This is a genomic window from Streptomyces sp. NPDC048196 (assembly GCF_040652715.1).
In the GTDB taxonomy this organism is placed as follows: domain Bacteria; phylum Actinomycetota; class Actinomycetes; order Streptomycetales; family Streptomycetaceae; genus Streptomyces; species Streptomyces siderophoricus.
Genome location: NZ_JBEZMM010000056.1, coordinates 1 through 18,169 on the forward strand (window position 1 = coordinate 1; position 18,169 = coordinate 18,169).

General features: G+C 73.7%; 15 protein-coding genes. 3 read left to right on the top strand and 12 right to left on the bottom strand.

The features are described from left to right. Together AB0E02_RS33505 and AB0E02_RS33510 are read left to right on the top strand one after the other, a co-directional pair. A partial coding sequence (locus AB0E02_RS33505; protein WP_362146597.1) for an FAD-dependent oxidoreductase occupies positions 1-897 on the top strand: 897 nt, incomplete at its 5' end. A 170-nt stretch (positions 898-1,067) separates the two neighbouring features. Then, positions 1,068-1,739, top strand: coding sequence for a FadR/GntR family transcriptional regulator (locus AB0E02_RS33510; protein WP_362146707.1), 672 nt, complete (start codon positions 1,068-1,070; stop codon positions 1,737-1,739). Between the two features lie 49 nt (positions 1,740-1,788). Here the strand turns inward: AB0E02_RS33510 and AB0E02_RS33515 are convergent, their stop codons facing one another. The 8 genes from AB0E02_RS33515 to AB0E02_RS33550 all read right to left on the bottom strand — a co-directional run bounded on the left by AB0E02_RS33515 (position 1,789) and on the right by AB0E02_RS33550 (position 10,557). Continuing rightward, positions 1,789-2,568 (bottom strand): SDR family oxidoreductase, encoded by a 780-nt coding sequence (locus AB0E02_RS33515; protein ID WP_362146710.1) that lies wholly within the window; start codon positions 2,566-2,568, stop codon positions 1,789-1,791. Between the two features lie 231 nt (positions 2,569-2,799). Continuing rightward, a complete protein-coding gene (locus tag AB0E02_RS33520) occupies positions 2,800-3,633 on the bottom strand; it encodes an amidohydrolase family protein (protein ID WP_362146600.1) in 834 nt (277 codons plus the stop codon). After that, the gene (locus AB0E02_RS33525; protein ID WP_362146603.1) at positions 3,633-4,661 is read right to left on the bottom strand and encodes an aldo/keto reductase; all 1,029 of its coding nucleotides are present in this window, start codon (positions 4,659-4,661) and stop codon (positions 3,633-3,635) included. Before AB0E02_RS33525 ends, AB0E02_RS33520 begins: the two co-directional genes overlap by 1 nt. 12 nt (positions 4,662-4,673) lie before the next feature. After that, the gene (locus AB0E02_RS33530; RefSeq protein ID WP_362146606.1) at positions 4,674-5,711 is read right to left on the bottom strand and encodes an ABC transporter permease; all 1,038 of its coding nucleotides are present in this window, start codon (positions 5,709-5,711) and stop codon (positions 4,674-4,676) included. After that, on the bottom strand, positions 5,708-7,354 hold the full coding sequence (locus AB0E02_RS33535) for a sugar ABC transporter ATP-binding protein (RefSeq protein ID WP_362146609.1): 1,647 nt from the start codon (positions 7,352-7,354) through the stop codon (positions 5,708-5,710). Before AB0E02_RS33535 ends, AB0E02_RS33530 begins: the two co-directional genes overlap by 4 nt. Then, the gene (locus AB0E02_RS33540) at positions 7,351-8,412 is read right to left on the bottom strand and encodes a sugar ABC transporter substrate-binding protein (RefSeq protein WP_362146612.1); all 1,062 of its coding nucleotides are present in this window, start codon (positions 8,410-8,412) and stop codon (positions 7,351-7,353) included. The genes AB0E02_RS33535 and AB0E02_RS33540 overlap by 4 nt, the downstream gene beginning before the upstream one ends. 55 nt (positions 8,413-8,467) lie before the next feature. Next, the gene (locus tag AB0E02_RS33545; protein ID WP_362146615.1) at positions 8,468-9,235 is read right to left on the bottom strand and encodes an SDR family oxidoreductase; all 768 of its coding nucleotides are present in this window, start codon (positions 9,233-9,235) and stop codon (positions 8,468-8,470) included. After that, the gene (locus AB0E02_RS33550; protein WP_362146617.1) at positions 9,232-10,557 is read right to left on the bottom strand and encodes an enolase C-terminal domain-like protein; all 1,326 of its coding nucleotides are present in this window, start codon (positions 10,555-10,557) and stop codon (positions 9,232-9,234) included. The genes AB0E02_RS33545 and AB0E02_RS33550 overlap by 4 nt, the downstream gene beginning before the upstream one ends. A 305-nt stretch (positions 10,558-10,862) precedes the next feature. Here AB0E02_RS33550 and AB0E02_RS33555 point away from each other — a divergent pair, with 305 nt between their 5' ends. Then, complete coding sequence (locus AB0E02_RS33555) at positions 10,863-11,921, top strand: PAC2 family protein (protein ID WP_051798063.1); 1,059 nt, start codon at positions 10,863-10,865, stop codon at positions 11,919-11,921. Positions 11,922-12,022: 101 nt separating this feature from the next. Here AB0E02_RS33555 and AB0E02_RS33560 read toward each other — a convergent pair whose 3' ends face one another. The 4 genes from AB0E02_RS33560 to AB0E02_RS33575 form a co-directional block, all read right to left on the bottom strand. Beyond that, positions 12,023-15,079 carry an NPCBM/NEW2 domain-containing protein gene (locus AB0E02_RS33560; protein ID WP_362146622.1) on the bottom strand — a complete coding sequence of 1,019 codons (3,057 nt, stop codon included), beginning with the start codon at positions 15,077-15,079 and terminating at the stop codon, positions 12,023-12,025. Between the two features lie 170 nt (positions 15,080-15,249). Then, positions 15,250-16,479 carry a cysteine--1-D-myo-inosityl 2-amino-2-deoxy-alpha-D-glucopyranoside ligase gene (gene mshC, locus AB0E02_RS33565; RefSeq protein ID WP_362146625.1) on the bottom strand — a complete coding sequence of 410 codons (1,230 nt, stop codon included), beginning with the start codon at positions 16,477-16,479 and terminating at the stop codon, positions 15,250-15,252. Positions 16,480-16,610: 131 nt separating this feature from the next. Then, a complete protein-coding gene (locus AB0E02_RS33570; protein WP_362146628.1) occupies positions 16,611-17,534 on the bottom strand; it encodes an SCO1664 family protein in 924 nt (307 codons plus the stop codon). Beyond that, on the bottom strand, positions 17,498-18,088 hold the full coding sequence (locus tag AB0E02_RS33575) for a DUF3090 domain-containing protein (protein WP_078872005.1): 591 nt from the start codon (positions 18,086-18,088) through the stop codon (positions 17,498-17,500). The genes AB0E02_RS33570 and AB0E02_RS33575 overlap by 37 nt, the downstream gene beginning before the upstream one ends. Between the last annotated feature and the right edge of the window lie 81 nt (positions 18,089-18,169).

The window sequence follows — 18,169 nt, forward strand, 5'->3', positions numbered from 1 at the left end:
CGCCTGGTGCTCAACGCCACCGGCCCGTGGGTGGACCACCTGCGCAAGATGGAGGACCCGAACGCGGCCCCCTCCATCCGGCTGTCGAAGGGCGCACACCTGGTCCTCAAGCGCACCTCCCCCTGGAAGGCGGCGCTGGCCACCCCGATCGACAAGTACCGCATCACCTTCGCCCTCCCCTGGGAGGACATGCTGCTGCTGGGCACCACGGACGAGGAGTTCGAGGGCGACCCGGCGGACGTCGCGGTCAACGACAAGGACGTCACCCAGATCCTGGACGAGGCCGCCTTCTCCATCCGCGACCAGCAGCTGTCCCGCGATCTGATCACGTACTCCTTCGCGGGTCTGCGGGTGCTGCCGGGCGGCCCCGGTGACACCTCCAAGGCCAAGCGCGAGACGGTCGTCACCGAGGGCAGCGGCGGCATGCTGTCGGTGGCCGGCGGCAAGTGGACGACCTTCCGGCACATCGGCCGCACGGTGATGAACAAGCTCGCCGCGCTGCCCGGCCGGCCGCTGGCCGACGACATGGAGCCGATCGCGCAGCTGCCGAAGAAGCTCCCGCTGCCCGGTATCGCCAACCCGAACGCGGTCGCCCACCGGCTGCTCGTCGACGGCGGCACCCCCGGCCCCCGGATGGCCCCGGAGACCGCGCGGCACCTCGCCACCCACTACGGCTCGCTGTCCTTCGACATCGCCCGGCTGGCGAACGACGACCCCGCGCTGGCCGAGCGGATCCACCCGGACGCCCCGGAGATCTGGGCGCAGGTCGCCTACGCCCGGGACAACGAGTGGGCCGAGACCGTCGACGACGTGCTGCGCCGCCGTACCACCCTGACCATCCGCGGGCTGGACACCGAGGACGTCCGGGCCAAGGTCAAGGACATGCTGGAGGGCTGACGCCGGGTCAGCACGGCAGCGTCCGCTGACGCACGAAGGGGCGGCCCGGGGGGCCGCCCCTTCGTCGTACCGCAAGGCGGAGGGGGTCGTACGGAGGGGTGATACGGAGGCGGCCGTGGCCGGGTCGCGGGGCCATAATGACCCAGACATCGGATGTCTGGGAGGTCGGCATGGCGGTCACCGACGAGGCCATCGAGAAGATCAAGGGCATGATCGTCTCCGGCGCGCTGCGGCCGGGCGACCGGCTGCCGAAGGAGAGCGAGCTGGCGGCCGAGCTCGGGCTGTCCCGCAACTCGCTGCGCGAGGCGGTGCGGGCGCTCTCCCTCATCCGCATCCTCGACGTGCGGCAGGGCGACGGCACCTACGTCACCAGTCTCGATCCGCAGGTGCTGCTGGAGGCGATGAGCTTCGTGGTGGACTTCCACCGCGACGACACGGTGCTGGAGTTCCTCGCCGTCCGCCGGATCCTGGAGCCGGCCGCCACGGCGATGGCGGCCGGCCGGATCGGCCGCGACGAACTCGACGCCCTGGAGGCCCGGTTGGACGCGCTGGGCCCGAGCCCGTCCGTGGAGGATCTGGTCGCCTCGGACCTGGAGTTCCACCGCGGGATCGTCGCGGCGTCCGGCAACTCCGTGCTCTGCTCGCTGCTGGACGGGCTGTCCGGGCCGACCACCCGGGCCAGGATCTGGCGCGGGCTGACCCAGAAGGACGCGGTGGCCCGCACCCTCACCGAGCACCGGGCGATCCTCGGCGCACTGCGCGACCGGGACGCGGAGGCGGCACGGGCCTGGGCGACGGTGCACATCGCCAGCGTGGAGCAGTGGTTGCGCACCTCGCTGTGACCCGCCGCCACCCCGCCCGCTGCCCCGCCGGCGGGCCGCCGGTCCCGGCTCAGACCGCGAAGCCGCCGTCCACCGCGATGGAGGCGCCCGTGATGTAGCGCCCGCCCTCGCCCGCCAGGTGGGCCACGGTCTCCGCGACGTCCAGGTCCCGGCCGTAGGCGCCCAGGGAGGTCAGCCCCGCCTGGAACTCCGCGCTCTCGCCGTCGGCCGGGTTCATGTCGGTGTCGATCGGGCCCGGGTGGATGAGGTTGGCGGTGATCCCGCGCGGCCCCAGTTCCCTGGCCAGGGTCTTGGTGAGGCCGGTCAGCGCGGACTTGCTGGTGGCGTAGAGGGTCCCGCCGGGGAAGGCGACCCGTTCGGCCATGCAGCTGCCGATCGAGATGATCCGGCCGCCCTCGGTCAGATGCGCGGCCGCGGCCTGCGCCGCGAGGAACGGCCCGCGGACGTTGGTGCGCAGCACCCGGTCCACGTCCTCCAGGGAGATCCCCTCGAACGGCCCGAGGATGCCGGTCCCGGCGTTGTTCACCAGGATGTCCAGCCGCCCGAAGCGCTCCACGGCTCCGGCCACCGAGGCCCACACCTGCTCGGCGTCGGCCACGTCGGCCCGGACCGCCCAGCCCTGTCCGCCGGCCTGCTCGATCTCCTTGACCACCTGGTCGGCCAGGTCCTGCCGGCTCTGGTAGGTCAGTGCCACCGCCGCGCCCCCGGCGGCCAGCCGGCGCGCGATCGCCGCCCCGATCCCCCGGCTGCCGCCGGTCACCAGGGCCACCTTGCCCGCCAGCGGCCGGCCGCCGCCCTCCCCCGCCGCGGTCGCCGTCATGGGGGTCATGGGAGCCATCACCGTCGCGGTCATCGTCGTCACCGTCGCCTTCGTGCGTGTCCGTCGTCCGTACTGGACGAGCACCGCGTCGATCCGCGGTACGCCTCGATCCTCGGGCGTGGCCGGCCACGGGGCTGGCGGAAACCGGACGCCGAACCGGCGGGCCCGGGCGGCGGCCGCCCCGGTCCGTGCGGCCACCGGACCCGTGCCCCAACCACCCTCGCCCCGGCCGCCGTTCGGCTACCGCGCCGCGAGCCCGTAGACCCGCGCCGCTGTCCCGCCGAAGACCGCCGCCCGCTCGGTCGTGGTGAGGCCGGCGGTGGCTGCTTCCGCGAGGTCGAGGACGTCGTCGTAGCCGGCGGCGAGGGTGCACACCGGCCAGTCGGAGCCGAACATCAGCCGGTCCGGGCCGAAGGCGTCCAGCACGTGCCGGGCGTAGGGGAGGATCTGCGAGGGCCGCCAGGCGTCCCGGTCGGCCTCGGTGACCAGGCCGGACAGTTTGCAGCTGACGTTCGGCAGCCCGGCGAACGCGCCGACCGCGTCGGCCCAGGGCTGCCACTCCCCCGCCGCCACCGCGGGTTTGGCCGCGTGGTCCAGGACGAAGGACAGCTGGGGCAGGGCCCGGGCGGCGGTGTGTGCGGCGGGCAGTTCGCGCGGGGTGACCAGCAGGTCATAGACGAGACCGGCCTCGGCCAGGGCGGCCAGGGCGCGCAGGACCGCGGGGCGGGTGAGCCAGTCGGGGTCGGGTTCGTCCTGGACCTGGTGGCGGATGCCGACCAGTTCGGCCGGCCGGTCCGCCAGGCGGCCGGGCAGCGCCGGGTCGGTGAGGTCGGCCCAGCCGACGACGCCCGCGACCGGGCCCTCCCCCACCGCGACGGCCAGCAGTTCGGCGGTCTCGTCGTACGAGGACGACGACTGGACCAGGACCGTGCGGTCGATGCCGTGTGCGGTCAGGTGCGGGACGAGGTCGGCGAGCGCGTAGCTGCGGCGGATCGGGTCGGCCCAGGGCCCGGCCATCCACGGCTGGTGCCGTCTGGTGAGGTCCCACAGGTGGTGGTGGGCGTCGATGCGCATCAGGGGCGTGCTCCGGGGGTGTCGGGGCCGTCGGTGAGGGGCAGCGGCAGGTCGGGGTCGAGCAGGCCGCGGGCGACGAGCGTGTGCCAGAGCGCGTCGGGGATCTCCTGGGTGAAGAGCCGGGCGTTCTCCGCCATTTCGCCGGGGGTGGCGGCGCCCACGACGGCGGCGGCCACGGCCGGGTGACCGAACGGGAAGCGCAGCGCGGCGGCCTTCAGCGGTACCCCGAACTCCCCGCACACGGCGGCCAGTTGGCAGGCGCGGAGCAACAGGGCGGGCGAGGCCGGGGCGTAGTCGTAGCGGGCGCCGGGTGACGGGTCGGCGAGCAGCCCGGAGTTGTAGACCCCGCCGACGACGACGGAGGTGCCGCGGCGGGCGCAGACCGGCAGCAGGTCGGCCAGGGCGGAGCGGTCCAGCAGCGTCCAGCGGCCGGCGCAGAGCACCACGTCCACGTCGAGGTCGGCGACGAGGCGGGCCAGGACGTCGCTGTGGTTCATCCCGAAGCCGATGGCGCGCACGACCCCTTGGGCGCGCAGTTCGGCGAGGGCCGGGTATCCGGTGGCGTACACCTCGCGCAGATGGTGCTCGACGTCGTGCAGGTGGACGATGTCGACGCGGTCGACGCCGAGCCGCGCCAGGGACGCCTCCAGGGTGGCGTGGATGCCGTCGCGGGAGAAGTCGCGGACGCAGGCCCGGGCGGGGGTGTCCACGAAGCCCTCACCGGCCACCTCCTCCCCCGGTGCGAGCGGGCGCAGCCGGCGGCCCACCTTGGTGGCCAGGATGTAGCCGCCCCGGTCCCGGCCGTGCAGTGCCCGGCCGAGCCGCTCCTCGGAGAGGCCGAGGCCGTAGTGCGGTGCGGTGTCGAAGTAGCCGGCGCCGGCCGTGAGGGCGGTGTGGACGACGGCCCGGGCCTGCTCCTCGGGGACGGCGCGGTAGAGGTTGCCGAGCGGGGCGCAGCCCAGGCCGAGGGGCGGGACGGTGACGCCGCTGTGTCCCAACTCGCGGAACCCAGAAGGATGTTGGCGCATGGCCGGCGGTCCTCAGTCCTGCTTCTCGCCGCTGGTGAAGCGGGAGATGACCAGGGCGACGATGATGATCGCGCCGTTGAGGAACTGGGTCCACAGCGGCGGCACCCCGCCCAGCGTCATGACGTTGATGACCAGTTGGAGGGTCAGTACGCCGGTGAGCGCGCCGAAGAGGGTGCCGCGGCCGCCCTTGAGGCTGATGCCGCCGATCACCGCGGCGGCGAAGACCTGGAAGATCCAGCCGTTGCCCTGGCTCGCGGAGACCGCGCCGTAGTGGCCGGTGTAGAGGATGCCGGCGAAGGCGGCGAGCACCCCGGCGAGGGTGAGGACGGCCCAGGTGAGCCGGTCCACGCGGATGCCGGCGGCGCGGGCGGCCTCCGGATTGCCGCCGATCGCGTACAACGCCCGGCCGTGCCGGAGATAGCCCAGGGCCGCGCCACCGAGTGCGAACAGTGCCAGGCAGATCCAGACGGCGGCCGGGACGCCCAGCCAGTCGGCCTTGCCCAGGTAGGCGAAGGACTCCGGGACGTTGCTTATCGACTGCCCCTCCGAGAGGCCCACCTGGAGGCCGCGCAGCATGGTGAGCATGCCGAGGGTGGCGATGAAGCCGTTGACCCTGAGCCCCAGGATCAGCAGGCCGTTGGTGGCGCCGACCGCCGCGCCGACGGCCAGGCACAGCGGGATCGCGGTCCAGGCGGGGAAGAGCGCGAGGCCGGCGAACCGTCCGCCGTGCGCGGGCATCACCAGCCAGAGCGCCACCACCGGCGCCAGCCCGATGGTCGATTCCAGTGACAGGTCCATCCGGCCGCTGATCAGGACGAGTGCCTCGCCGAGCACCAGCAGGCCGAGTTCGGTGGACTGCTGGACGACCCCGATGAGGTTGTCCTGGGTCAGGAAGGCGGGCGAGACGACGAAGCCGATGACACCCAGCACGAGGATCACCGGCACCAGGGAGAGGTCCCGCCAGCGGGCCGGGTCGATCCGGGGCCGGCGGCGTGCGCGCGGGGTCGCGGCGCCGAGGTCGGTGGCCGGCGGTGCGGCGGTTTCGGTCATGGCGCGGTCCCTTCCGTTCCGTGCGGGTCGTCGGTGCCGTCGCCCGCGGGCCGCACATCGGTGCCGTCGCCCGCCGGCCGCTCGTCGGTGCCGTCGCCCGCCGGCCGCATGTCGGTGCCGCCACCCGCCGGCCGCTCGTCGGTGCCGGCGCCGGCCAGGCCCTCCATGGCCGCGACCAGGTCGTGGTCGCGCCAGCCGCGCGGGAAGTGGGCGGTCACCCGGCCGTGGAAGACCGCCAGCACCCGGTCGCAGACCCGGAGGTCGTCCGGTTCGTCGGAGACGATCAGGGCACCGCTGCCGCCGTCCGCGACCTGGCGTACGACGCCGAGCAGGGCTTCCTTGGACCGGACGTCGACGCCGTTGGTGGGCCGGACGGCGATCAGGACGGCGGGCCGGCGGGCCAGTGCGCGGGCGACCACGACCTTCTGCTGGTTGCCGCCGGAGAGCCCGGAGACCGGCTGGCCGGGCCCGGTGGTCCGGATGTCCAGCTCGCCGATCATGCGCCGGGCGAACGCGCGGGTCCGGGAGGGCAGTACGGTCCCCAGCGGTCCCAGCTGGTCGGCGACGGTGAGGGTGGCGTTCTCGGCGACGCTGCGGCCGAGGACGAGGCCCTCGCGGTGCCGGTCCTCGGGGACGTAGCCGATGCCGGCGGCGAGGGCGTGCGGCACGCTGCCGGTGCGGACCGGGCGGCCGCGTACCGAGATCCGGCCGGCGTCCGGGGCCCGCAGCCCGGCCAGCGCCTCGCCGATCGCGGTGGTCCCGCTGGCCGTGGCGCCCGCGAGACCCACCACCTCACCGGCCCGTACGGTCAGGTCGAGCGGGCCGAACCGGCCGTGCAGCGCCAGCCCTTCGGCCCGCAGCACCGGTGCGCCCGTGGTGCGCACGGCCGGCCGGGGGCGCCGCGTGGCGCCCGGCTCCTCCCCCGTCATCGCCGCGACCAGCTCGTCCCTGGGGAGGTCCGGGACGGGCGCGGTCAGTACGGGGCGGGCGTCGCGGAGGACGGTGACGGTGTCGCACAGCTCGTAGACCTCCTGGAGGTGGTGCGAGATGAACAGGAAGGCCACGCCCCGGTCGCGCAGGGCCCGCAGTTTGCCGAAGAGCCGGTCGATGCCGGCCGCGTCGAGGCGGGCGGTGGGCTCGTCGAGGACGATCAGCCGGGCGCCCTGCGAGAGGGCTCGGGCGATCTCCACGAACTGCCGCTGTTCCACGCCGAGTTCGCGCATCCGGGCGCCCGGGTCGACCGCGACACCGTGATCGGCGAGCAGTTCGCCGGCCCGGGCGCGCAGTGCGCCCCAGCGGAGCGTGCGGCCGCCCGGGAGGCGGCCCAGGAAGAGGTTCTCGGCGACGGTCAGTTCGGGCACCGTCATCGACTTCTGGTGGACGCAGGCGACCGTGCGCCGCCAGGCGGCCGGGTCGCCGAAGCGGGGCGCGGGCCGCCCGGCGAAGGTGACCCGGCCGGCGTCCGGGCGGGTCAGCCCGGTCAGCACGGAGACCAGGGTGGACTTGCCGGCGCCGTTGCGGCCGACGAGGGCATGGGCCTCGGCGGGCCGTACGGTCAGCCGGGCGCCGTCGAGGGCGGTGGTGGGGCCGTAGCGTTTGACGATTCCCTCGGCGTGCACCGCCGCCGGTTCGTGGGCCGTCATCGCCGCTGCTGCTTCCCGGGCCGGTCGAGCCGGTTGGCCCAGAGCGTGGGGTCGTCGACGGTGGCCTTGGTGACCAGGGGTGCCGGGAGCTGGTCCTCCAGGCCGTTCTTGATCTTCACGATGGTGGAGCCGTGGTCGGTGGGGCCGGGCCTGAAGGTCTTGCCGTCCAGCGCGGCCCGCGCGTAGAAGAGCGCGTACTTGGCGTAGAGGTCGGCCGGCTGGGAGAGGGTGGCGTCGATCGTGCCGGCGCGGATCGCGGCCAGTTCGTCCGGTATGCCGTCGTTGGAGATGATGGTGAGGTGTCCGGCGGAGCCGGCCGGTACGAGCCGCTTCTTCTGCTCCAGCAGGGCCAGCGTCGGCTGCAGGAAGGCGCCGCCGGCCTGCAGGTAGATGCCGTCGAGGTCGGGGTGCTGGGCGAGCAGGCTCTGCAGCTTGGCGGAGGCGACCTCGCCCTTCCAGTCGGTGGCCAGCTCGTGCACGGTGATCTTCGGGTACTTCTTCTTCATGCAGGCCGCGAACGCCTCGGAGCGGTCCCGCCCGTTGACCGAGCTGAGGTCGCCCTGGAGTTCGGCGACCCGGCCCCGGCCGCCGAGCTTGCGGCCGAGGTAGTCGCAGGACTTCTCGCCGTAGGCGCGGTTGTCGGCACGCACGACCATGTAGACCGTGCCGTCGTCGGGCCGGGTGTCCACGCTGACCACGGGGATCTTCTTCGCCGCCAGCCGTTGCAGCTCGGCGCTGATGGCCCCGGTGTCCTGCGGGGCCATCACGATCGCCCTGGCGCCCTGGCCGGTCAGCGCCTGGACGTCGGCGACGACCTTGGCGATGTCGTTCTGGGAGTTGGCCAACGGGAGGGCCTTCGGGCCGCCGTGGTCCAGGTCCTTCTGGAGGTACTGCTGGTAGGAGTTCCAGAAGTCGGTGTCCGTGCGGGGCAGGTCGATGCCGATCCGGCCGGCGGCGTCGCTGCCGCGGTTGCAGCCGGTGAGCGCGGTGAGGGCGGCAAGGGCAGCGAGTACGGACACCGCGGCACCCGCCGCCGCACCGGTCGTACGCAGTCTCATGGGAGTCCCTCGGTCGGTCGGATGGGCTGTCCCGGCGCTCCGTTCGCGGCCGGGGTCACGTCGCGGGGCGCAGGCGCAGGCCCTGCATGCCGCCGTCGACGGCGAGCGCGGTGCCGGTGATGCCGGCGGCGGCCGGGGAGGCCAACGAGGCGATGGCGGCGGCCACTTCGGCGGCGGTGACCATCCGGCCCATCGGCTGGCGGGCGTGGAGGGCGGCGCGTTCGGCGGCCGGGTCGTCGGACCGGTCCAGCAGCCGGCCGATCCACGGGGTGTCGGCGGTGCCCGGGTTGACGCAGTTGACCCGGATGCCCTCGCGGACGTGGTCGGCGGCCATGGCGAGCGTCAGCGAGAGCACCGCGCCCTTGCTGGCGGCGTACAGGGCCCGTTGGGGCAGCCCGGCGGTGGCGGCGATGGAGCAGGTGTGGGTGATCGACACGGCCCCGGGGCGGTCGGGTGCCGCCCGGCGCAGGTGCGGCAGCGCGGCGCGGGCGGTGCGGGCCAGGCCGAGCAGGTTGACGTCCAGGACGTGCTGCCACTCCTCGTCGTCGTTGTCCTCGACGGTGCCGGTCGCACCGATGCCGGCGTTGCCGACGAGGGTGTGCAGGGCGCCGAGTTCGGCCGCCGCCTCGTCGACGGCGGCGCGTACGGCGGCGGCGGAGGTGACGTCGGCGGTGACCGCGAGGGTGCCGGGCGGGGCGCCGGACGGGTCGCGGTCCAGTACGGCGACCTTGGCGCCGCGCTGCTGGAGCAGGGCGGCGGTGGCCGCGCCGATACCGGAACCGCCACCGGTGACGAGGGCGGCCAGGCCGTCGAAGTCGGTCATGCGAGGGCCTCCTCGGTGGCCTGCCGGGCCCGCCAGACGGGTCCGTCGGGGTAGCGGTGGGCGGCGAGCGACGCCGGGTGCATCTCGGCGGAGAAGCCGGGGGCGGCCGGGGCCCGGTAGCGGCCGTGCTCGACCACGACCGGGTGGACGAAGTGCTCGTGGAGGTGGTCGACGTACTCGATGACGCGGTTCTCCCGGCTGCCGGAGACGGCCACGTAGTCGAACATCGCCAGGTGCTGCACCAGCTCGCACAGCCCGACCCCGCCCGCGTGCGGACACACCGGGACGCCGTATTTGGCGGCCAGCAGCAGGACGGCCAGGTTCTCGTTGACCCCGGCCACCCGGGCCGCGTCGATCTGGACGAAGTCCACCGCCCCGACCTGCAGCAGCTGTTTGAACACCACCCGGTTGGCGACGTGTTCACCGGTGGCGACCTTCACGGGCTGCCCGGAGCGCACCGCGGCGTGCCCCAGCACGTCGTCCGGGCTGGTCGGTTCCTCGATCCAGTACGGGGCGTACGGCGCCAGCGCGGTCATCCAGCGGACCGCCTCGGCCACGTCCCAGCGCTGGTTGGCGTCGACCGCGATCCGTACGCCGGGCCCGACCGCGGCGCGGGCCAGCCGCAGCCGCCGCCGGTCGTCGTCGAGGTCGGCGCCCACCTTCAGCTTGATCTGCCCGAATCCGTCGGCCACCGCCTCCTTGGCGAGCCGGACCAGCTTGCCGTCGTCGTAGCCGAGCCAGCCGGGCGAGGTGGTGTACGCGGGGTAGCCCTCGGCCTTCAGGCGGGCGGCGCGGGCGGCCCGGCCGGGCTCGGCGGCGCGCAGCAGGGCCAGCGCCTCGCCGGGGGTGAGGGCGTCGGAGAGGTAGCGGAAGTCGACGAGCGAGACGAGGTCCTCGGGGGTCATCGCGGCGAGGAACTCCCACACCGGCAGGCCGGCCCGGCGGGCGGCCAGGTCCCAGGCGGCGTTGACCACCGCGCCGGCCGCCATCTGCATCACGCCCTTGTCGGGGCCGAGCCAGCGCAGCTGGGAGTCGTGGGTGAGGTCGCGGTGCAGGGCGGCCAGGTCCGCGGCGGTGGCGGGGGCCGGGCGGCCGACGAGGTACGGCGCGAGGGCACGGATCGCGGCGGCCATGACGTCGTTGCCGCGCCCGAGGGTGAAGCACAGGCCGTGGCCGCGCGGTCCGCCGCCGGTGTGCAGGACGAGGTAGGCGGCGGAGTAGTCGGGGTCGGGGTGCATGGCGTCCGAGCCGTCGAGCCGCTCCGAGGTGGGGAAGCGGACGTCGTGGATCTCGAACGCGGTGACGGTGCCGGTGATGGCCATGCGCACGCCCCTGGGGAGTAGCGGAGGAACATCGTTCCTGCCGGCGGAGCTAACATCGGACCTTTCCGGGTCATCCGATGTATAGACCCGTGCGCGAGGCGGCGTCCAGCCCCCGTACCGAAAGTCTGCGGGAGTTGAGGACGGAAAGCCGCATGACCTCGGACACAGATCGGATGACTCGGGACGCGTTCGTGCACAGGGGCTGCGGACCGGGCCCACACAAGCCGTAGGCTTGGTGACGCACGCAATGGAACTGCTGCCGGCCGCCGTCCCCGACGGCCGGGCCGGTCGGAAGGAGGCGCTGGGTGATCGAGCTGGAGGGGGTGCCCGAGCTGATCGACCCGGTCATGGTGGCCGCGTTCGAAGGCTGGAACGACGCCGGCGACGCCGCCTCCGCCGCGGTCGCCCACCTGGACCGGGAGTGGAAGGGCGAGGTCTTCGCCGCGCTGGACGCCGAGGACTACTACGACTTCCAGGTGAACCGCCCCACCGTCTTCCTCGACGGCGGCGTACGCAAGATCACCTGGCCGACCACCCGGCTCTCCGTGGTCCGCGTCAGCGATGCGAACGGCAAGGGGCGGGCGCGCGATCTGGTCCTGGTCCGCGGCATCGAGCCGAGCATGCGCTGGCGTTCGTTCTGCAACGAAATCCTCGGTTTCGCCCATGAGTTGGGCGTGGAGATGCTGGTGGTGCTGGGCTCGCTGCTCGGGGACACCCCGCACACCCGCCCGGTCCCGGTCAGCGGGGTCACCTCGGACGCGGACCTGGCCCGCCGGCTGGATCTGGAGGAGTCGCGCTACGAGGGCCCGACCGGCATCGTCGGGATCCTCCAGGAGGCGTGCACCCACGCGGGCGTGCCGGCGGTGAGCCTGTGGGCGGCGGTGCCGCACTACGTCTCCCAGCCGCCCAACCCGAAGGCCAGCCTCGCGCTGCTCAACCGCCTGGAGGACCTCCTCGACATCAGCATCCCGCTGGGCGAGCTGAGCGAGGACGCGCGCGCCTGGCAGCTGGGCGTGGACCAGCTGGCGGCGGAGGACAGCGAGGTCGCCGAGTACGTGCAGTCGCTGGAGGAGGCGCGGGACACCGCCGATCTGCCGGAGGCGTCCGGCGAGGCGATCGCCCGCGAATTCGAGCGCTATCTGCGCCGCCGCGACCCGCAGTCCGGGCCCGGCGTGGCCACCGAGGGCGGGCTCGCGGAGGGCCGGGACAGCTCCTACCTCCGCGACACGACCAGCGGCCGCACCCGGCCGCCCCGCCCGGCGCCCAAGGAGCCGCGCGAGCCCGGCACCGGACCGAAGGACACCGGTCCGTCCGACTCCTCGCGGCGGCCCGACGAGGACGGCCCGGAGGAGAGCGGCGACTGAACCCGGGCGCACCCCGGGGACGAGGCACACGCACAGCACAGGGGCGCCGACCGGCCGTCGAGCCGGACCGGCGCCCCCGTGTCATCCCGGTCGCAGGGCCGTCATCCGGAGCAGTGGAAGCGCGCCCCCGCCCAGTCGCCGTGGTCACCGGACTTCTTGCCGTCGGTGTCGGTCACCTTCAGCCGTACGTGCCGGGCGCCGCCGAGCGGTACGTCCACCGCCACCGGCGCCGACTTACCGGTCAGCTTCGGCGAGGTCCACAGCACCTTGCCGTCCGCCTCCACGGAGAAGGCGACCTCCCCGTAGTCGGCGATCTCGTCGTCGATCCCGGCGTCCGCGGTGAACGACGTACAGCGGCCCCCGGTGAAGAACTCCAGGTCGGCATTGGCGTGCGCACCGATGCCCTTGGCGTACGTCTTCCCCGCGAGGGTGAGCGGATGGCCGTCCGCCGGGCCCGACTCACCGTTGCTGCGGTCCCGTTCGGCCGGACCGTACCCGTTGGTGGCGGTCAGCCATTCCAGGTCGCTCGCCCAGGTGTCGGCGGTCGGCGCGGGCGGCACGGGACGTACCTCGAAGCGGTGCACGGTGGTGCGCGACGCCCCCGCCGCCCGGTAGCGGACGGTCGCGGTGACGGTCACCGGGTCGGCGCTGCTCGCGTCCTTGGGTGCGGTCACGGTCAGCGCGTCGCGGACGGTGCCGCCGGCCGCGAGCCGGCCGTGGTGCACCGGCGCGGAGACCCGCCAGCCCTCGGGCGCGGACAGCGACACCGAGACATCGGTGGCGTCCCGGGTGCCGGCCGTCACCGCGGTCCGAACCGTCGTCGGCGCGCCCTTGGTCACCTCCTGGCCGCCCGGGGTGCCGACCGTGACGCCCGCGCCCGGGGTCCGGCCGCCGACCGCACTGGCACCCTTGAGCGTCAGCCCGAAGGCCCGGTCGGTGGGGCGGGGGGCGGTCTTGACGTGGACGACTCCGTCGCGGTCGGCCGGGTCGTAGTACCAGCCCTGGTCGGCCGCTCGGAGGGCGCGCGCGGACGGCAGCCGCTTCAGCGGCCGGCCGGCCAGCTCCACCCCGCGCGGTGCGTCCCCGGTGTGCACGGTGAACTCGTACGGCCGGCTGGTCTGCTTGCCGTGGAAGGAGCCCTTCGAGGCCCCGACGGCGAGGCGTACGTCACCGGCGCCGGAGCGGGGCGCCGTGACGTCCACCCGCTGGGTGGCATGTGCGCCCGTACGGTGGGCGCGGGTGACCCCGTCGTCCTCGTAGAGCGTGAACGACGAGCGGCCCTGCGGGTACACGTCCCAGGCGAGCGGTGATCCGGCGGTCCGGTCCTGGTAGGACGTGATGCCCGGCCACATCGGCACGGCGGCACCGGCCTTGACGAACAGCGGCAGGGTGTCCAGCGGCGCGCTGTAGCCGTCGAGGGTCATCGGCCCCTGGTAGGTGCGTCCGGACCAGTAGTCGATCCAGGTGCCCTTGGGCAGGTAGATGCCGTTGCGGAGGTCGGTGTCCTGGTAGACAGGCGCGAGCAGGAAGTCCTGGCCGGAGAGGAATTCGTACTTCGCGGCGTCCGAGGCGGCCTTCGGGTCGTCGGGGTATTCCAGCGACAGCGGACGCACCGGCCCGACCCCGGTCCGGGTCGCCTCGGCCGCGTAGGAATACATGTAGGGCAGCAGCGATTCCTTCAGCTTCAGGTATTTCCGGTTGATGGCCGTGTACGGGTCGCCGTAGCGGAAGGGCTGTTTGTCGCTGGCGGCCCAGCCGTCCATCGTCATGACCGCGGGGAGGAAGGATTTCCACTGCAGATCGCGGACGTACGTCTTGGGGCTGCCGCCGAAAATGCCGTCCACGTCACCGGTGGTGTAGGCGAGCCCGGACATCGTCGCGCCGGCATAGGTCGGTATCTGCCAGCGGATGTATTCCCAGCTGCCGCTCTGGTCGCCGGACCACTGGACGCCGCACCGCTGCGCGCCGGCCCAGCTCTCCGGGGCCCAGGTGAAGCCGCGTGCGTCGCTGTTGTCCTCGATCCCCCGGTAGGCGTCCTTGCAGCCGTCCAGGGCGAATTTGTAGCCGTCGCCGACCCAGGCGACGTCGAGTTTGGCGATCCGCTGTCCGGCCTTGACCTGGTCGGCGAGTTTGGCGATACCGTCCTCGGTCCACAGTCCGAGTTTCATCTTCCGGTCGCCGAGCCCCTGGGAGGTCCGGCCGAGGTTTTCGTAACCGCAGCCGTAGCCGTCGTTCACCAGCATCCAGCCGTTGGGCATGTCGTGCTGCACATATCCGTCGGCGACCTTCAGGGAATCCAGGGTGTGCCGCTCGCCGCGGTTCGCATTGTGCAGATAGCAGTCCGAATCGCCGATCTCCAGGCCGTACATCGGCGGCAGGAAGGGCTTTCCGGTCAGTGCGGTGTACTGACCGATGACGTCCTTCGTGCTCGGCCCGGCGAAGTAATAGGCGTCGAAGCGCCGTTCCTTCGCCGTGGTCGTCACCGGGTCGTCGAAGGCGTAGGTGTTGGGGGCATAGGTGTTGCGGAAGACGCCGTATCCGGCGGTGGAGAGGTAGAAGGGGACGGAATTGGGGTGGCCGCCGTCGTCCCAGTGGTAGTCGACGCCCACCTCGACGGTGTGGCCGCGGTGGGAGGTGTTGCCGCGGCCGTTCTGCATGCCGGCGCCGTAGAACTGCTCGGTGGCGCCGCGGGCGAGGGTCTGGGTGGTGGTCTTGTCGTCCCAGCTCAGACCCTTGGCCTCGGACCAGACCAGGGAGCCGTCGGCCCGGCGCAGCTCGAAGCGCAGTGGCGCCTTGTACGCCGTCAACGTCACCTTGGCCGTGCTGAGTTCGTAGGCGTCGCCGGCGTCCCGCCAGTGGGTGGCCGGCGCGGCGCCCTGCGGCAGCACGATGTCCTTGCCGGTGGGGTCGGAGAAGGTGCCGTCCGGGGCGAGTTCGAGGCGGAAGGTACGGTCCGTCACGAAGCTGACGCGGGCCTCGGCCCGGCCCGCGTGCAGGTGGTAGACGGGCCCGTCGGCCTCGAAGCCGGTGACGTCCCCGACGGTGTGGGCGGGCGCGGGGCCGGCGGCCGGTGCGCTGCCGGCCGGGCCGGCGACCGCCACCACGAGCCCGAGCAGCGCGGCAACGACCGCCGCCCGCAGTCCTGTTGGTTTCCTCATGCCGGACAGCTCTAGCCCGCCGGCGGGGCGGCCCACCATGGATTCTTGCGCCGGGTTGCTGGATTTCCGGTCGCCCGGCCGGTGCGGGCGCGGGCCCGGGCACGGAAAAAGGGGCGCCCGTACCGGCCGGCACGGGCGCCCCTTGCGGGACGGGGGTCAGGCGGTGGCCGTCAGAGGGCCACGCCCAGGAGCGCGTCGACGGCGCGGGAGACGAGGCCGGGGGCGCCCTCGTCGGTGCCGCCGTCGGCCGCTTGCGCGGCGGCCCAGCGGTCCACGGCGGCCAGTGCGGCCGGCGCGTCCAGGTCGTCGGCGAGCGCGGTGCGGATCTCCTCCAGGAGCGCCTCGGCGGGCGGGCCGTCGGGGCGGGAGACCGCGGCGCGCCAGCGCGCCAGCCGCTCGACGGCCTCGTCGAGCACCGCGTCGGTCCACTCCCAGTCGGCGCGGTAGTGGTGCGCGAGCAGCGCCAGGCGGATCGCCGCCGGGTCGGTGCCGTCGCGCCGCACCTTCGAGACGAAGACGAGGTTGCCCTTGGACTTGGACATCTTCTCGCCGTTCAGGGCCACCATCCCGGCGTGCACGTACGCCTTGGCGAACGGGTGCTCGCCGGTGAGCGCCTGGGCGTGCGAGGCGCCCATCTCGTGGTGCGGGAAGGCGAGGTCGGAGCCGCCGCCCTGGACGTCGAAGCCCATCCCGAGGTGGTCCAGGGCGATCGCGACGCACTCGATGTGCCAGCCGGGCCGGCCGCGGCCCAGCGAGCCGCCGTCCCAGCTCGGCTCGCCGTCGCGGGCGGCCATCCACAGCATCGGGTCGAGCGGGTTCTTCTTGCCCTCGCGCTCGGGGTCGCCGCCGCGCTCGGCGGACAGCAGCCGCATCGCCTCGGCGTCGAGTCCGGAGACCTCGCCGAAGTGCGGGTCGGAGGCGACCGAGAAGTAGATGTCGCCGTCCAGCTCGTAGGCGGCGCCGGCGTCGCGCAGCCGCTCCACCAGCGGGACGATGCCGGGTATCGACTCGACGGCGCCTATGTAGGCTCGCGGCGGCAGCATCCGCAGCGCCGTCATGTCCTCGCGGAACAGGGCGGTCTCGCGCTCGGCGAGCGCGGTCCAGTCGTCGCCGGTGGCCTCGGCCCGCGCCAGCAGCGGATCGTCGACGTCGGTGACGTTCTGCACGTAGTGCACCTGGCGCTTCGTGTCGAGCCACACGCGCTGAACCAGGTCGAACGCGTTGTAGGTCGCCGCGTGCCCCATGTGGGTGGCGTCGTACGGCGTGATGCCGCAGACGTAGATACGGGCGACGGGACCGGGGGCGAGGGTCACCCGTCCGCCGGTCGCGGTGTCGTGGATCCTCAGGTCGCGGCCCTGACCGGGCAGGGCGGGGACCTCAGAAGCGGGCCATGCATGCATGCCATGAGCGTAACCGGATGCATGTTCCGCATACGAACCGGACCACGGGTCTTGGCCGGAAAGGCGGTCTTGCGGTTCGCGGCCGGACGTGCATGGGCGCACCGCCGGCCCCGAAGGGGCACCGGACGGGCTCAGACCGGCGGCCAGGGGATGGCGGGCCACTCCCCGCTCGGCTCGGGGTGCCGGCCGCGCTCCAGCAGCCCGGCCACCCGCGCCCGGAGCGCGTCGATCTCGGCGGCCGTGAGGAGTTCGGCCAGTCGGGCGGCGAGCGGCGCTGCGTCCGCCAGGGCCGCCCCGAGCCTCCGCAGCACCTCCACCGCCTCCTCGGTCAGCGGCTCGCCGGCCCAGCCCCACAGCAGCGTGCGCAGCTTGTCCTCGGTGTGGAAGGTCACGCCGTGGTCGATGGCGAAGAACTCGCCGTCCACGCCGGGCAGCAGATGGCCGCCCTTGCGGTCACCGTTGTTGATCACCGCGTCGAGGACCGCGAGCCGCCGCAGCCGCGGATGATCGGCGTGCACCAGCAGCGCGGTGCGGCCCTCCCCGAGCTCCGCGAAGCCGACGGCCTTCCAGCCGGGCCCGGGCTCCTCGTCCTCCACCAGTGCCAGCAGTTCGGGCACCTCGTCGCTGCTCTCCGGCGGATCGATCCACTCCTGGACCATGCCGGTGCCGTAGGGCCCGTCGCGCAGCACGGTCGGCGGGATCAGGTCCCAGCCGCAGGCACGGGAGATCTCGTACGCGGCGACCTCGCGCTGGGCGAGCGTGCCGTCGGGGAAGTCCCACAGCGGGCGCTCGCCGGCGACGGGCTTGTAGACGCACGAGGCGGTGCGGCCGTCGTGGGCGACCGTGCAGTAGAGCACGGCGTTGGACGCCTCCCGGATACGGCCGCGCACGGTCAGCTCGCCTTCGGCGAGGAGGGCGTCGGTCAGCCCGCCGGCGGGCTCCGCCGCGGCCGGCGGGTCCTGCGGACCGGTGGGACCGGGCAGCTGCCCGGCCGGTTCGACGGCGGGCTCCATGGCGCTCAGGCGCCCCGCCGGTATCCGTTCTGGCGCGGACATACGTGTCCCTCCGGGTCGAGCGGCAGGCTGCACAGCGGGCACGGCGGGCGGCCGGCGTTGACGACCTCCAGGGCCCGCTTGGCGAACGCCCTGGCCATCGTCCCGGTCAGGCGCACCCGCAGCATCGGCGGGCCGTTCTCGTCGTCCTGGAGCAGCCGTTCCTCGGCGTCCGCGAGGTCCTCCTCGCTGTCCGCGTCGAGCTCCACCAGCGCCTGGGCCTCGACGATCATCCGCTCGTCCTCGCCGTCCCAGGCCAGCGCCATCGTGCCGACCCGGAACTCCTCCTCGACGGGCATCTCCAGCGGCGCGGTGTCGGTGAGCTCGGCGGGCGAGACGGCGGGGACCGGGGCGTTGCCGCCGCTGCGCCGGACGACCTCGTCCAGCAGCTCGTCGATCCGCTCGGCGAGCGCCGCGACCTGGGTCTTCTCCAGGGCGACGCTGGTGGTCCGGCCGGCCGCGGTGGCCTGGAGGTAGAAGCTACGGCGGCCAGGCAGCCCGACCGTACCGGCGACGAAGCGGTCCGGTACGTCGTAGAAGAACACCTGACGGGACAACGTCCTGCTCCGATTGCTCGACTGCGGGGTCTGCGGTCGCTGCGGGTCCTGCGGACCGCAGGGGCGGCGGGCAGCGCCGTC